Raw genomic sequence first — 12,821 nt, 5'->3', positions numbered from 1 at the left:
CCCGGCACGGGCACGTCGAGCGAGGCCGCGGCGGGCGCCGGTGCCTCAGGCGAGGCCGCGGCGGGCGACGGCCGGGGGTGGTGGCCCTGGATGGAGCGGACCATGTTCCTTTTGGACGCCGCTCTCGCGCGGTTCGGCGCTGGGGCGCCTCGCCGGTTTCGGGCGGCTGCGTCGGCCTCCGGCCGCCGGTGCCTCAGGCGAGGCCGCGGCGGGCGACGGCCGGGGGGCGGTGGCCCTGGATGGAGCGGACCATGTCCAGGATCTGCCGGGTCTCCGCGACCTCGTGGACGCGGTAGACCTGTGCGCCCAGCCAGGCCGAGACGGCCGTCGTGGCCAAGGTGCCCAGCAGGCGTTCCTTGACCGGCTTGTCGAGGGTCTCGCCGACGAAGTCCTTGTTGGACAGGGAGACCAGGACCGGCCAGCCCGTCGCCGTCATCTCGTCCAGCCGGCGCGTGGCCTCCAGCGAGTGCCGGGTGTTCTTCCCGAAGTCGTGCCCCGGGTCGATCATGATCGCGTCCCGGCGGACGCCCAGCGCCGCCGCCCGCTCCGCCAGCCCCACCGTCACGCGCAGCACGTCCTCCATGACGTCCTCGTACGCGGTCCGGTGCGGCCGGGTGCGCGGCTGCACACCGCCCGCGTGGGTGCAGACCAGGCCCGCGCCGTAGCGCGCGGCGACCTCCGCGAGCTTGTGGTCCACCCCGCCCCAGGCGTCGTTGAGGACATCGGCCCCGGCCTCGCACACGGCCTCGCCGACCTCGTGCCGCCAGGTGTCCACGCTGATCACCACGTCCGGGTGGCGGCGCCGGACCTCGGCCACGAAGCCGACCGTGCGCCGCGCCTCCTCGGTCGCGTCCACGTGCTCGCCCGGGCCGGCTTTGACCCCGCCGATGTCGATGATCGCGGCGCCCTCGGCGATCGCGTGCTCGACCCGGTCCAGCGCGGGCTCGTCGCGGAACGTCGCGCCCTGGTCGTAGAAGGAGTCCGGCGTCCGGTTCACGATGGCCATGATCACCGGCTCGTGGGTGTCGAACTCGCGCCTGCCCAGTCGCAGCATCCTGCTCTTTCCTCCTTCGGCGGCCCTCGCGCCTCGCCTGCGACCTTAACCTGGTGGCCGGAGTCTCTCAGGGGAGTTGATCGTGTTCTTCTTCTTGATGATCGCGCTGGTCGTGGTCGTGGCAGCGGTCACCCTGGCGGTGATCGGCGGCGGTTCGGAGGCCGTCCTGCCGGAAGCGGAGCCGGACCGGGTCGCGGACGGGCTGCCGGAGACCCGGCCCGTCGTACGGGCCGACATCGACGCGCTGCGGCTGCCGGTCGCCCCGCGCGGATACCGCATGGCCGAGGTGGACGACGTACTCGAGCGGCTCGCGGCCGAACTGGCCGAGCGGGACGCGCGGATCGCGCAGCTGACCGCCGCGGCGGCGCCCGCGGCGACGCCCGCCGCGACCCCGTCGGACGCGCCCGGGCACGTCGACCTCAGCAAGGGCGGCGAGCGGTGAGCGGTTCGGTGGCGGGTGCGGACGGGCTGCTGCGCTGCCCGTGGGGGCTGTCCACGCCGGACTACGTCGACTACCACGACACCGAGTGGGGCCGTGCGGTGCACGGCGACGACGCCCTCTACGAGCGGTTGTGCCTGGAGGCGTTCCAGTCGGGACTGTCCTGGATCACGATCCTGCGGCGGCGCGAGGGGTTCCGCAAAGCCTTCGCGGACTTCTCGATCGCGGAGGTCGCGGAGTTCGACGAACGCGACGCGGAGCGGCTGCTGGCCGACGAGGGGATCATCCGCAACCGGGCCAAGATCGAGGCGACCCTGGCCAACGCGAAGGTCCTCGTCGGGTGGGAGCCGGGCGAGCTGGACACCCTGATCTGGTCCCACGCCCCCGAGGAGCCCGGACCGGCCCCGCTGACGGTCGCCGAGGTCCCGGCGGTCACGCCGGAGTCGACGGCGCTGGCCAAGGCCCTGAAGAAGGCCGGCATCCGCTTCGTCGGCCCCACGACGGCCTACGCCCTGATGCAGGCCTGCGGCCTCGTCAACGACCACCTGGTCGACTGCGTCTCCCGCGACCCGGCCTGAGCCCGGCCGGGCCGGGCCGGATCGCGGGAGGGGCCTCAGCGGCCCAGGTACTTCGGCGGCTGCTTCGCGAGGAAGGCCTGGACGGCGATGGAGTGGTCCTCGGAGGCCCCCGCACGGGTCTGGAGGGCGTCCTCGTGGGCCAGGGCCTCGGAGAGCGTGCGGGAGGCCCCGTAGGCCAGGGACTCCTTCAGCGCGGCGTACGCGACGGTCGGGCCGGCGGCCAGCGTGCGGGCCACCGCCTCCGCTTCGGCGTGCAGGGAGTCCGCGGGCACGAGGCGGTTGACGATGCCGAGCTCGTACGCCTCCTGGGCCTTGATCGAACGCGGGAACAGCAGCAGGTCCGAGGCGCGGGAAGCGCCGATCAGGCGGGGGAGGGTCCAGGAGACCCCGGAGTCGGCGGTCAGCGCCACCCCGGCGAACGAGGTGTTGAAGGAGGCCGTGTCGGCGACGACCCGGAAGTCCGCCGCCAGCGCGAAGCCGAAGCCGGCCCCGGCCGCGACGCCGTTCACTCCGGCCACCACGGGCTTCGGCATCTCGGTGAGCGCCCGCACGATGGGGTTGTAGTGGTCGGCCACCGTGGTCATGGTCAGCGAGGTGCCGGTCTCGCGGTCCGAGGCGAGGTTCCCGATGTGCTCCTTGAGGTCCTGGCCCACGCAGAAGGCCCGGTCGCCGGCCGCGGTGAGCAGCACGGCCCGTACGGCGGCGTCGGCGGCCGCCGCCCGGACCGCGTCGCGCAGGGCGACCTTGGCCTCGGTGTTCATCGCGTTCATCGCGTCCGGACGGTTGATCGTGATGGTCGCGAGTCCGTCGGTCACTTCGTAGAGCACGCTGTCGGCCATGGCAGGGGGTCCCCCTTCGTCGCGGGCTTGGCTACCGGTCGGTACTGTCCGGTACAAAGGTCAGCATGGCGGACCGGACGTGGCGCGCACATGTGATGTGCGTCAAAGAAAGCGGATGCCGCTTCCCGGGTGCGGCGGCGAAGTATCGCAGGCGGATCCCCGAAATGAGTGGTTTTGGTCGAGCGCGTTGCCCAAGCGTTCCCTTGCGATGTTGGTCATCGGGTCCTGACATGCGGGATAATGGCTGGGAAGCAATGTGTTCGATGCCGGGTATTAGGCGCCTGAACGGGGCCGTCGGCTGACGATGAGCTGGTTTCAGGAAGGGGAACGAGCATGGCGGCCATGAAGCCGCGGACGGGCGACGGCCCGCTCGAGGTCACCAAGGAGGGGCGGGGCATCGTCATGCGCGTACCGCTCGAGGGCGGCGGTCGGCTTGTCGTCGAGCTGACCCCTGATGAGGCGGACGCCCTGGGTGACGCCCTGAAGAAGGTCGTCGGCTGACCCCACGGGGACACCGACAGCACTTCCACCTTCTGCTTTTCCGCATTCTCTGCACTGCCCCGACCGCGATCCCGCGGCCGGGGCAGTGTTGTGTCGTCATCCCTGGACCCGAGCCTTCCGGAGCCGCGCCGTGACCTTCACCCCGCCCGTGCCGCCCGCCTTCGCCGACTGCACGCCCCGCCAGAAGGCCGCCCGGATCCTCTCCGACGTGCTGGCCCCGGCCCATCTGGTGGTCGCACTGCTCCTGTTCGTCGGATGGCACGGCACCACGGCGTGGACCGGGCTCGGCTGGGGCCTGTTCGCCGCCTGCTTCTGCGGGGTGGTCCCGATCGGGATCATCGCCCTCGGCGTCCGCCGGGGTGCGCTGACCGACCAGCACGTCCGGGTGCGGCGCCAGCGGCTCGTCCCGATGGCCCTGAGCCTGGTCTCCGTCCTCGCCGGGGTCGCCCTCCTGCACCTCCTGGGCGCTCCCCGGGAGGTGTTCGCGCTCGTCGTCGCGATGTTGGTGGGCCTCGTGTCCTCGTTGCTGGTCACGGTGGTCTGGCAGATATCGATCCACATGTCGGTGGCCGGCGGCGCCGTGATGATCCTGCTGCTCGTCCTCGGACCCCGGGTGCTCCCCGCGGTGCTGATCGCCGCCGCCGTCGCCTGGTCCCGACTGGTGCTGAAGGCGCACACCCCGGCGCAGCTCCTCGCCGGCACGGCGCTGGGCGGTACGGCGGCCCTCACCTTCGCGCTCCTCGGCTGACCCCCGGGGCCGGTCTCCCGCTGTCCGGCGGGCCCTGCTCACGCCGGCCGCGGGCGGGCCCGGTGGCTCAGCGGCGCACGGCGCACAGCAGCCCGTCGCCCACCGGGAGCAGCGCGGCCTCCAGTGCGGGGCTCTCGCGGACGCTGCGCAGCAGCTCGCGGACGCGCAGCACCTCCACCGGCTGGGCCGCGGAGTCGACCGTGCGGCCGTCGGAGAAGACCCCCTCGAAGCACACCAGTCCGCCGGGGCGCAGCAGCCGCAACGATTCGGCGAGGTAGTCGAGGGACTCGGAGGGGTCCCCGTCGCAGAAGACGAGGTCGTATCCGCCGTCGGCGAGTCGCGGGAGTACGTCGAGGGCGCGGCCGGGGATGAAGCGGGCCCGGTTGCCGGCGAAGCCGGCGGCGCGGAAGGCCTGGCGGGCGAAAGCCTGCCGGTCCGCTTCGGGATCCACCGTGGTCAGCACCCCGTCGGGGCGCATGCCGTGCAGCAGGTGGATGCCGGAGACGCCGGTTCCGGTGCCGATCTCGGCGACCGCCTTGGCGTCCGCGGTGGCGGCCAGCAGGCGCAGCGCGGCCCCGGTGCCGGGGGAGACGGCCCGTAGGCCCGCTTCCCTGGACCGGTCGCGGGCCCATCGCAGAGCGTCGTCCTCGGCGACAAACGCGTCGGCGAACGCCCAGCTCGTCTGCCGGTTGCCGGTAATGACCCTCTCCTGTCCCCATAGTTGGCGCAACGGTGACTGTATCCGTTGACGTCGGGAACCCGCAGATGGGACCGGGCGTTGTGAGGGGTGGAGGCGGGATAAGAAGGGACGGTGCCGGGCAGATCGACGGCCAGGGCCGTTCCCACGCCTAAGTCTCGCGTAAAGATACTGCAAAAACACTTATCCGGAGCTGACAGAGGGGGTGGCTATGGTAGGGACTCCACTGGACACCACCAGAGCCGATAGGGGAGGTGCGGCTGCGCCTGTGGATCGTGGAGGCGTACTGAGACGCCTCTTCTGGTCGGCGGGTGAGCCGAAATCCGTGACCTACATTGCTGACCGCTTCCACACCGCCGACGCCGCGACCACCGCGACCTTTGCCGCCGATGCGGGCTCCCAGGCGTGGACCCCTCCTTCATGGGAGGAGATCGTCAGCACGCACAGCGCGCGGGTCTACCGCCTTGCCTACCGTCTGACGGGTAACCAGCACGACGCCGAGGACCTGACGCAGGAAGTCTTCGTCCGCGTCTTCCGCTCGCTGTCCACCTACACCCCCGGCACCTTCGAGGGTTGGCTGCACCGCATCACGACCAACCTGTTCCTGGACATGGTGCGCCGCAAGCAGCGGATCCGCTTCGACGCGCTCGGCGACGACGCCGCGGATCGGCTGCCGAGCCGTGAGCCGTCCCCGCAGCAGGTCCTGCACGACACCCACTTCGACGCGGACGTGCAGCAGGCACTGGACACCCTCGCCCCCGAGTTCCGCGCGGCCGTGGTGCTGTGTGACATCGAGGGCCTGTCGTACGAGGAGATCGCCGCGACGCTCGGCGTGAAGCTCGGGACCGTGCGCAGCCGTATCCACCGGGGCCGTTCGCACCTGCGCAAGGCACTCAAGCACCGGTCCCCGCAGGCCCGTGCCGAGCAGCGCGCGCTGGCGGGAGTGGCGATGGGCGCCCCTGGCGCCGGGGGAGAGGGCGGAGCCGAGTGAGTGAAGTCAGTCCGTCACCCGCCGAACAGCACCTGGGCGACCGGCTTGCCGCCCTGGTGGACGGGGAGCTGAAACACGACGCGCGCGATCGGGTCCTGGCCCACCTGGCGACCTGTGCCCGGTGCAAGGCCGAAGCCGATGCCCAGCGACGTCTGAAGACCATGTTCGTGGAGAGCGCTCCGCCACCGCTGTCCGCGGGGCTGCTGGCGCGGTTGCAGGGGCTGCCGGGCGGCGGCCTCGACGATCCGTCGGGTCCCCTGGACCCTGCCGGTCCCGGCCGTTCCAGCGACTCCTCGGGTCCCGCGGGGGCCGACCCCTTCGACACGTTCGCCTACGGGCTGCCGGTCGCCGTCCGGCCGCGGCCGCAGGAGGGCTTCCGCATCCACGAGGTGGGCCGTCCGCGCCGCAGGTTCGCCTTCGTCGCCGCCGGGGCCGTCTCGCTGGCCGCGCTCGCGCTCGGTGGTGCCCTGCCGTTGGAGGTGGATCCGAACCTGCGGGGTGATTCCCCGGCCCCGGCCTCCAGGCCCGGGCCTGCCCTGCCCGTGGCCGATCCGGGGACCCGTGACCGCCCGCCCACCCCCGAGGCCGTCCCGACCCTCCTGTCGGCCGTGGCGACCCCGCTGCCGCCGCTCCAGCCCTCCCCGCCGTATCCGGCACGCCCGGTCTCCCTGCTGCGCTGACGCGGGACCTGGTTGAATCTGCGGCACATGCGCATAGGTACGCGGGGAGCGCCCATGGCCGACAAGCAGCTGACCGACCCGGCTCCACAGTGGTGGAGCCGGCCCGAGGGGACGGCCGAGGCCGGTCGCCGCGACGGGGTCCCCGCGCCACGGCCCGACTCCGGGGGCGAGGACCACGTACAGGACGCGGCCCCGACCCAGGACGTGCCGGCCCAGGACGTGCGGGCTCAAGACGCGCCCGCCCCGGGCGCGTCGGACCTGCCCCCGGACGTGCCGACTGCCGTCCCCGCGGTGCGGTACGACCCCTGGGGAGCCGAGCCGTTGCAGGTCGTGGACCGGGGCCGGACACCGCGCGGGATCAGGCTGTGGCAGGTGGTGGCCCTCAGCCTCGGAACGGCCCTGCTCGCCGGCGGGATCGGCGGCTACCTCGGCGTCCTCGCCGAGCGGAAGAGCAACACCCGGCTGGAGCTGCCCCAGGCCGCCGCCGTCGACCGCGGCCGGGCCCCGGACAGCGTGGCCGGGATCGCGGCCACCGCGCTGCCCGGCGTGGTGACCCTGCACGTCCGGGGCACGAAGGGCAGCGGCACGGGCACCGGCTTCGTGCTCGACCAGCAGGGGCACATCCTCACCAACAGCCACGTGGTGGCCGACTCCCAGGAGATAACGGTCACCTTCAGTACCGGCGAGAGCGTCACTGCCCAACTGGTCGGCCGCGACTCCGGCTACGACCTGGCCGTGGTCAAGGTCAGCGGGGTGCGCGGGCTCCATCCGCTCAGCCTGGGGAACTCCGAGAACGTGCAGGTCGGCGACCCGGTGGTGGCCATCGGCGCGCCCTTCGACCTGTCGAACACCGTCACCGCCGGCATCATCAGCGCCACCGGCCGGCCCGTCACCGCGGGCGGTGACAAGGGCGACGGCAGCGACATCAGCTACGTCGACGCGCTGCAGACCGACGCCCCCATCAACCCGGGGAACTCCGGCGGCCCGCTCCTCGACGCGAAGGCCCATGTGGTCGGCATCAACAGTGCGATCCGCGGGGCCGACAAGGAGGACGCCACCCGGCAGGGCGGCTCCATCGGGCTCGGCTTCGCCATCCCCGTCAACCAGGGCAAGCGCGTCGCCGAAGAGCTCATCCGCACCGGCCGCGCCACGCACCCGGTCATCGGGGTGACCCTCGACATGGACTACGCGGGCGACGGGGCCCGGGTCGGGGACAAGGGCGAGGACGGCAAGCCCTCCGTCGTCGCCGACGGGCCGGGCGCGCGCGCCGGGATCCGGGCCGGGGACGTGATCACCAAGGTGGACGGCCAGCGGGTCCGCGGCGGCGACGAGCTGATCATCAAGATCCGGGCCCACCGTCCGGGCGATCCGCTGACCCTCACCGTGCTCCGCGGCGGCCGCGAAAGCACACTGAAGGTGGTCCTCGGATCGGCGAACGGCTCATGAGCATGAGGTGACAGCGGAGTGAAACCGCCGCGGAGGCGGCATGCAGGTATGGGCCCGTGGACAAGGCCGGGTACCGTGTGTCGGGGCCCGAAGTGATAGAGAGCCGAGGAGCGGCAAGGTGTTCAACGACATAGGCGCACTCGAACTTGTCACGATCGTGGTGCTCGGCATCCTCGTCTTCGGACCGGACAAGCTGCCCAAGGTAATTCAGGACGTGACGGGCTTCATCCGGAAGGTCCGGGCGTTCTCGGACAGCGCGAAGCAGGACATCCGCTCCGAACTCGGCCCGGACTTCAAGGACTTCGAGTTCGAGGACCTGAACCCGAAGACCTTCATCCGCAAGCAGCTGACGGAGAACGAGGACCTCAAGGAGATCCGCACCAGCTTCGATCTCCGCAAGGAGCTCAGCGACGTCTCCGACGCCGTGAAGAGCTCGGAGGCGGGCGCCGCCCCGATCCCCTCGGCCACGCCCGGAGCTGCCTCCGCCACGCCCGCCGTGACCGGCCCGGACCTGCTGAAGAAGCCCGCCGCCCCGGCCCCGGACGAGCGCGCGCGCTTCGACGCCGACGCCACCTGACGCGCGGCCTTCCCGGCGATCCGCGGTCGGATGGCTATCCTCCATCTGTCCGGATCGCAGGACGCCCGAGGGAGGGGGTCCCCCCAGCACAGCGAGGGGGAGGGCCGTTCCGGACCCCACGGAACGAGAGGCCGCCCAGATGGAGACGACGAGCAGCAGCCGGGTAGGGGCACAGACCGCGGAGGCCCCCGCCGCCGCAGGCGCACCCGCCCAGGAGCCGGATACCGGCCCACACGGCGATACACAGCCACAGGAAGCCCCCGCGCCCGTACCGGCGGCCCGCCGGACGGCCGAGGGGTTCCTGGCGGCCGACTTCCCCTGGTACGGGCTGGACGGGGCCTTCACCGGCCCCCGCTGGCTCATGCAGGTCGCGGTGGCCGCCGACGGCACGGTGGAGCACGGATCCACCGGCCACGGCGACGAGCCCTCAGCCCGGGGCGAGATCGCCACCGGTGAGAAGGAGCGCTTCGCGGTGGTGATCACCGTGGCGAGCAACCCGCTGCGCCGCAGCGGCGACGGCACCGGCGTCCTGGAGGCCACCTCGGTCGCTTCGGCGGCCTGGCTGGCCGGCTCCGGGCTGCTGGCGTACAGCTGGCCCGGACAGATGGACCACGCGCTGCGCAACGACTGGCTGGACCAGCAGACCGAGGCCGCGTGGGAGCTGGCGGACGACCTGGCCGGTGAGGACTGGTCCACGCTGTCGCTGCCGGTGGACGGGGAGCCGACGCCGTTCCACTACCGCGAGTCGGAGTTCGGGTGGGTACTGGCCGGCTCCACGGGGAGCGGCGTCCACTTGGGCGCGTACGGCCGCGGGATGAGCGCGTACGGGCTCGGCTTCTCCGCGATCGGGGACCTGGCCACGTACGAGTAGCCGTACGGGTACGGGTACGGGTACGGGAAAGGGCACCGCCGACCGGCGGTGCCCTTCGCGCTGTGCGACCCGTGCGGGCCGCTCGTGCCGCCCCGGCGGCACGACCGCCCCCACCCGGGTCGGGTCAGAACTTGTTGCGCGGGGTGATGCCCAGGGACATGCCCGACAGGCCGCGCGCGCGGCCGCCCAGCTTGCCCGCGATCGCGCGCAGGGCCGCGCCCGCCGGGGAGTCCGGGTCGGACAGCACGACGGGCTTGCCCTCGTCGCCGCCCTCGCGCAGCCGGACGTCGATCGGGATCGAGCCCAGCACCGGCACCGTCGCGCCGACCGTCTTGGTCAGGCCGTCGGCGACCTTCTGGCCGCCGCCGGAGCCGAAGACGTCCACCATCTCGTCGCAGTGCGGGCACGGCAGGCCCGACATGTTCTCGACCACGCCGACGATCTTCTGGTGGGTCTGCACGGCGATGGAGCCGGCCCGCTCCGCGACCTCGGCCGCGGCCTGCTGCGGGGTGGTGACGACGAGGATCTCCGCGTTCGGCACCAGCTGGGCCACGGAGATCGCGATGTCACCCGTACCCGGCGGCAGGTCCAGCAGCAGCACGTCCAGGTCGCCCCAGAACACGTCGGCCAGGAACTGCTGGAGCGCGCGGTGCAGCATGGGCCCGCGCCACACCACCGGGGCGTTGCCCGGGGTGAACATGCCGATGGAGATGACCTTCACGCCGTGCGCCGACGGCGGCATGATCATGTTCTCGACCTGGGTCGGACGGCCGTCGACGCCCAGCATGCGCGGCACGCTGTGGCCGTAGATGTCCGCGTCGACCACGCCGACCTTCAGGCCGTCCGCCGCCATCGCCGCGGCCAGGTTCACCGTGACGGAGGACTTGCCGACACCGCCCTTGCCGGACGCGACCGCGTACACGCGGGTCAGCGAGCCCGGCTTGGCGAAGGGCACCTCGCGTTCGGCGGTGCCGCCGCGCAGCGTGGCCGCCAGGTCCTTGCGCTGCTCGTCGCTCATCACGTCGAGGGAGACGGCGACGGAGGTGACGCCCGCGACCTTCTCGACGGCCTCGGTGACGTTCTTCGTGATGGTCTCGCGCATGGGACAGCCCGACACCGTGAGGTAGACCGTGACGGCGACCTCGCCGCCTTCGCCGATCTCCACCGATTTGACCATGCCGAGCTCGGTGATCGGCCGGTGGATCTCGGGGTCGTTCACCGTCGCCAGTGCGTCCAGGATCGCGTCCTGCTCAGGCACGGCGGCGGAGCTTGTGTCGGTAGCCATGCCCCGATGGTACGGCTCGGTAGCAGGCCGCAGGAAAGCCCGTCAGCGGTCGCCTTCATCACGTTCGGCGGGGAATAGACGCCGCTCGTCCATCTCCTTGATCAGGTCCTGGAACTCCGACCTGATCCAGTCGCGGGTGGCGACCTCGCCCAGGCCCATGCGCAGGGCGGCGATTTCCCGGGTCAGGTACTCGGTGTCGGCGATGGACCGCTCGTTCTGCTTGCGGTCCTGCTCGTGGGTGACCCGGTCGCGGTCGTCCTGCCGGTTCTGCGCGAGCAGGATCAGCGGAGCCGCGTAGGAGGCCTGGAGCGACAGCATCAGCGTCAGGAAGATGAACGGGTACGGGTCGAACCGCAGGTCGTCCGGCGCGAAGATGTTCCACAGCACCCAGACGATGATGACCAGGGTCATCCAGACGATGAACCGGCCGGTGCCCAGGAACCGTGCCACCCGCTCCGACAGCCTCCCGAAGGCCTCCGGGTCGTACTCGGGCAGCAGCGACCGGCGCGGCGCGCGCGGCAGGTCCAGGCGCACCCGCGAGCGCGTCAGCGCGCTCGACCCGGCGCCCGACGACCTCCCCGCGCGCTCGCCGGAACGTTCCGCGGCCTCCGCCGCCAGCCCGTGCTCGCGCGCCTGCGTCCGGGCCTGCTCGCGGCGCTCCCGGATCTGCTCCCGGCGCCGCTCGCGGGCCTGCTCGCCCCGCCCCCGTTCGAAGCGTCCTCGCTCAGCGGCCACCGACGGCCTCCTCGGAATGGAAGTCCGTCTCCCGCCAGTCGTCCGGCAGCAGGTGGTCCAGCACGTCGTCCACGGTCACCGCGCCCAGCAGCGAGCCGCTCTCGTCGACCACCGGCACCGCCACCATGTTGTAGGCGGCCAGGTGCGTGGTCACCGCGGGCAGCGAGGCGTTCGGCCGCAGCGGCGGCAGGTCCGTGTCCACGATCGAGCTGACCAGCGTGAACGGAGGGTCCCGCAGCAGCCGCTGGAAGTGCACCGTGCCCAGGTACTTACCCGTCGGCGTCTCGTCCGGCGGCCGGCACACGTAGACCTGCGCCGCCAGCGCCGGCGACAGGTCCGCCTGCCGTACGCGGGCCAGCGCGTCCGCCACCGTCGCGTCCGGCCGCAGCACGATCGGCTCGGTGGTCATCAGACCGCCCGCGGTGTTCTCCTCGTAGGACAGCAGGCGGCGCACGTCGGCCGCGTCGTCCGGCTGCATCAGCGTCAGCAGCCGCTCCTTGTCGTCCTCCGGCAGCTCCGAGAGCAGGTCGGCCGCGTCGTCCGGGTCCATCGCCTCCAGGACGTCTGCGGCGCGCTCCTCCTTCAGCTTGCCGAGGATCTCCACCTGCTCGTCCTCGGGGAGCTCCTCCAGCACGTCCGCGAGCCGGTCGTCGTCGAGGGCGTTGGCCACCTCGGCGCGCCGCTTCGGCGTCAGGTGGTGCAGCACGTTCGCCACGTCGGCCGGGCGCATCTGCTCGAAGGTGGCGACCAGGTTCTCGGCGCCCTGCCCGTGCTCCTCCAGCGAGAAGCCCGTCACCGCCGACCACTCCACCGTCAGGGCCTCGCCGCGCCGGCGCAGCGCCCCCGACTTGCCCTTCCGTACGAAGATCCGGTCGATCTCCCAGTCCCGGCGGGCCGGCAGCTGCTGGATGGCCACGTCCAGGACGGTGACCTCCTCGCCGCTCGCGACCAGCGTCACCCGCCGGTCCAGCAGCTCGCCCAGGACCAGGCGTTCGGTCGGGCGCTGCTCGAACCGCCGCATGTTGATCACACCGGTGGTGATGACCTGGCCGGACTCCACACCGGTGACCCGGGTCATGGGCAGGAAGATCCGCCGCCGGCTGACGACCTCGACCACCAGGCCCAGCAGCCGCGGCGGGCGCCCGCCGACCCGGAGCATCGCCACGAGGTCGCGGACCCGGCCGACCTGGTCGCCGTTGGGATCGAAGACGGGCACACCCGACAGATGCGAGACGAAGATCCGCGGGGCGCCTGCAGCCATCCGAGCGCCTCCTAGTGCGTCGATCAAGAGTCATGCCGCCCCTCAGGCTAGCCCGTGCCGCCCGAAAGCGTCCTGGTGGGGCGGTCCGGCCGGGGGCGGGCGAACATCGGGGCGCGGTC

General features: G+C 72.4%; 15 protein-coding genes. 9 read left to right on the top strand and 6 right to left on the bottom strand.

From position 1 onward, the window contains the following. Positions 1–193 precede the first annotated feature (193 nt). Complete coding sequence (gene folP, locus OG386_RS17130) at positions 194–1,054, bottom strand: dihydropteroate synthase (protein WP_328788871.1); 861 nt, start codon at positions 1,052–1,054, stop codon at positions 194–196. 76 nt (positions 1,055–1,130) lie between these two features. On the opposite strand from folP, the gene OG386_RS17125 reads away from it, so the two are divergent. Beyond that, positions 1,131–1,496, top strand: coding sequence for a DivIVA domain-containing protein (locus OG386_RS17125; RefSeq protein WP_328788869.1), 366 nt, complete (start codon positions 1,131–1,133; stop codon positions 1,494–1,496). Further along, positions 1,493–2,071: a DNA-3-methyladenine glycosylase I gene (locus OG386_RS17120; protein WP_328788868.1), complete on the top strand. Its 579-nt coding sequence runs from the start codon at positions 1,493–1,495 to the stop codon at positions 2,069–2,071. The genes OG386_RS17125 and OG386_RS17120 overlap by 4 nt, the downstream gene beginning before the upstream one ends. A gap of 35 nt (positions 2,072–2,106) precedes the next feature. Here OG386_RS17120 and OG386_RS17115 read toward each other — a convergent pair whose 3' ends face one another. Next, on the bottom strand, positions 2,107–2,910 hold the full coding sequence (locus OG386_RS17115) for an enoyl-CoA hydratase/isomerase family protein (protein ID WP_328788867.1): 804 nt from the start codon (positions 2,908–2,910) through the stop codon (positions 2,107–2,109). 333 nt (positions 2,911–3,243) lie between these two features. Between OG386_RS17115 and OG386_RS17110 the strand changes: the two genes are divergently transcribed. Both OG386_RS17110 and OG386_RS17105 read left to right on the top strand, forming a co-directional pair. Then, entirely contained in the window at positions 3,244–3,411 is a 168-nt protein-coding gene (locus OG386_RS17110; RefSeq protein ID WP_003966491.1) for a DUF3117 domain-containing protein, read from the top strand. Between the two features lie 130 nt (positions 3,412–3,541). Continuing rightward, a complete protein-coding gene (locus OG386_RS17105) occupies positions 3,542–4,159 on the top strand; it encodes a hypothetical protein (RefSeq protein WP_327383420.1) in 618 nt (205 codons plus the stop codon). A 67-nt stretch (positions 4,160–4,226) separates the two neighbouring features. On the opposite strand, the gene OG386_RS17100 is transcribed toward OG386_RS17105, so the two are convergent. Continuing rightward, entirely contained in the window at positions 4,227–4,889 is a 663-nt protein-coding gene (locus OG386_RS17100) for an O-methyltransferase (RefSeq protein ID WP_266380342.1), read from the bottom strand. Positions 4,890–5,067: 178 nt separating this feature from the next. On the opposite strand from OG386_RS17100, the gene sigE reads away from it, so the two are divergent. The 5 genes from sigE to OG386_RS17075 all read left to right on the top strand — a co-directional run bounded on the left by sigE (position 5,068) and on the right by OG386_RS17075 (position 9,421). Next, the gene (gene sigE, locus OG386_RS17095; RefSeq protein WP_199810289.1) at positions 5,068–5,847 is read left to right on the top strand and encodes an RNA polymerase sigma factor SigE; all 780 of its coding nucleotides are present in this window, start codon (positions 5,068–5,070) and stop codon (positions 5,845–5,847) included. Next, positions 5,844–6,527: an anti-sigma factor family protein gene (locus OG386_RS17090; protein ID WP_328788866.1), complete on the top strand. Its 684-nt coding sequence runs from the start codon at positions 5,844–5,846 to the stop codon at positions 6,525–6,527. Before sigE ends, OG386_RS17090 begins: the two co-directional genes overlap by 4 nt. 54 nt (positions 6,528–6,581) lie before the next feature. Further along, positions 6,582–7,973 carry a S1C family serine protease gene (locus tag OG386_RS17085; protein ID WP_328788865.1) on the top strand — a complete coding sequence of 464 codons (1,392 nt, stop codon included), beginning with the start codon at positions 6,582–6,584 and terminating at the stop codon, positions 7,971–7,973. A 118-nt stretch (positions 7,974–8,091) separates the two neighbouring features. After that, the gene (locus OG386_RS17080) at positions 8,092–8,550 is read left to right on the top strand and encodes a sec-independent translocase (RefSeq protein WP_328788864.1); all 459 of its coding nucleotides are present in this window, start codon (positions 8,092–8,094) and stop codon (positions 8,548–8,550) included. 139 nt (positions 8,551–8,689) lie between these two features. Next, positions 8,690–9,421: a hypothetical protein gene (locus OG386_RS17075; RefSeq protein ID WP_327383416.1), complete on the top strand. Its 732-nt coding sequence runs from the start codon at positions 8,690–8,692 to the stop codon at positions 9,419–9,421. A gap of 124 nt (positions 9,422–9,545) precedes the next feature. Here OG386_RS17075 and OG386_RS17070 read toward each other — a convergent pair whose 3' ends face one another. The 3 genes from OG386_RS17070 to OG386_RS17060 form a co-directional block, all read right to left on the bottom strand. Continuing rightward, a complete protein-coding gene (locus tag OG386_RS17070) occupies positions 9,546–10,661 on the bottom strand; it encodes an Mrp/NBP35 family ATP-binding protein (protein ID WP_266606612.1) in 1,116 nt (371 codons plus the stop codon). Between the two features lie 87 nt (positions 10,662–10,748). Next, the gene (locus tag OG386_RS17065) at positions 10,749–11,324 is read right to left on the bottom strand and encodes a DUF1003 domain-containing protein (protein ID WP_033219039.1); all 576 of its coding nucleotides are present in this window, start codon (positions 11,322–11,324) and stop codon (positions 10,749–10,751) included. A gap of 106 nt (positions 11,325–11,430) precedes the next feature. Beyond that, positions 11,431–12,702: a magnesium transporter MgtE N-terminal domain-containing protein gene (locus tag OG386_RS17060; protein ID WP_030764689.1), complete on the bottom strand. Its 1,272-nt coding sequence runs from the start codon at positions 12,700–12,702 to the stop codon at positions 11,431–11,433. Between the last annotated feature and the right edge of the window lie 119 nt (positions 12,703–12,821).

The sequence above is a fragment of the Streptomyces sp. NBC_00273 genome (assembly GCF_036178145.1).
Classification (GTDB): domain Bacteria; phylum Actinomycetota; class Actinomycetes; order Streptomycetales; family Streptomycetaceae; genus Streptomyces.
Note: the sequence above shows the minus strand (reverse complement) of the source record. Positions and strands in the feature narration are given on the sequence as shown.

Excerpts from the sequence above, each read along its gene's own strand:
- sigE (WP_199810289.1), top strand. The coding sequence starts at position 5,068 with ATGGTAGGGACTCCACTGGACACCACCAGAGCCGATAGGGGAGGTGCG.
- OG386_RS17060 (WP_030764689.1), bottom strand. The coding sequence starts at position 12,702 with ATGGCTGCAGGCGCCCCGCGGATCTTCGTCTCGCATCTGTCGGGTGTG.
- OG386_RS17075 (WP_327383416.1), top strand. The coding sequence starts at position 8,690 with ATGGAGACGACGAGCAGCAGCCGGGTAGGGGCACAGACCGCGGAGGCC.
- folP (WP_328788871.1), bottom strand. The coding sequence starts at position 1,054 with ATGCTGCGACTGGGCAGGCGCGAGTTCGACACCCACGAGCCGGTGATC.
- OG386_RS17085 (WP_328788865.1), top strand. The coding sequence starts at position 6,582 with ATGGCCGACAAGCAGCTGACCGACCCGGCTCCACAGTGGTGGAGCCGG.
- OG386_RS17110 (WP_003966491.1), top strand. The coding sequence starts at position 3,244 with ATGGCGGCCATGAAGCCGCGGACGGGCGACGGCCCGCTCGAGGTCACC.
- OG386_RS17115 (WP_328788867.1), bottom strand. The coding sequence starts at position 2,910 with ATGGCCGACAGCGTGCTCTACGAAGTGACCGACGGACTCGCGACCATC.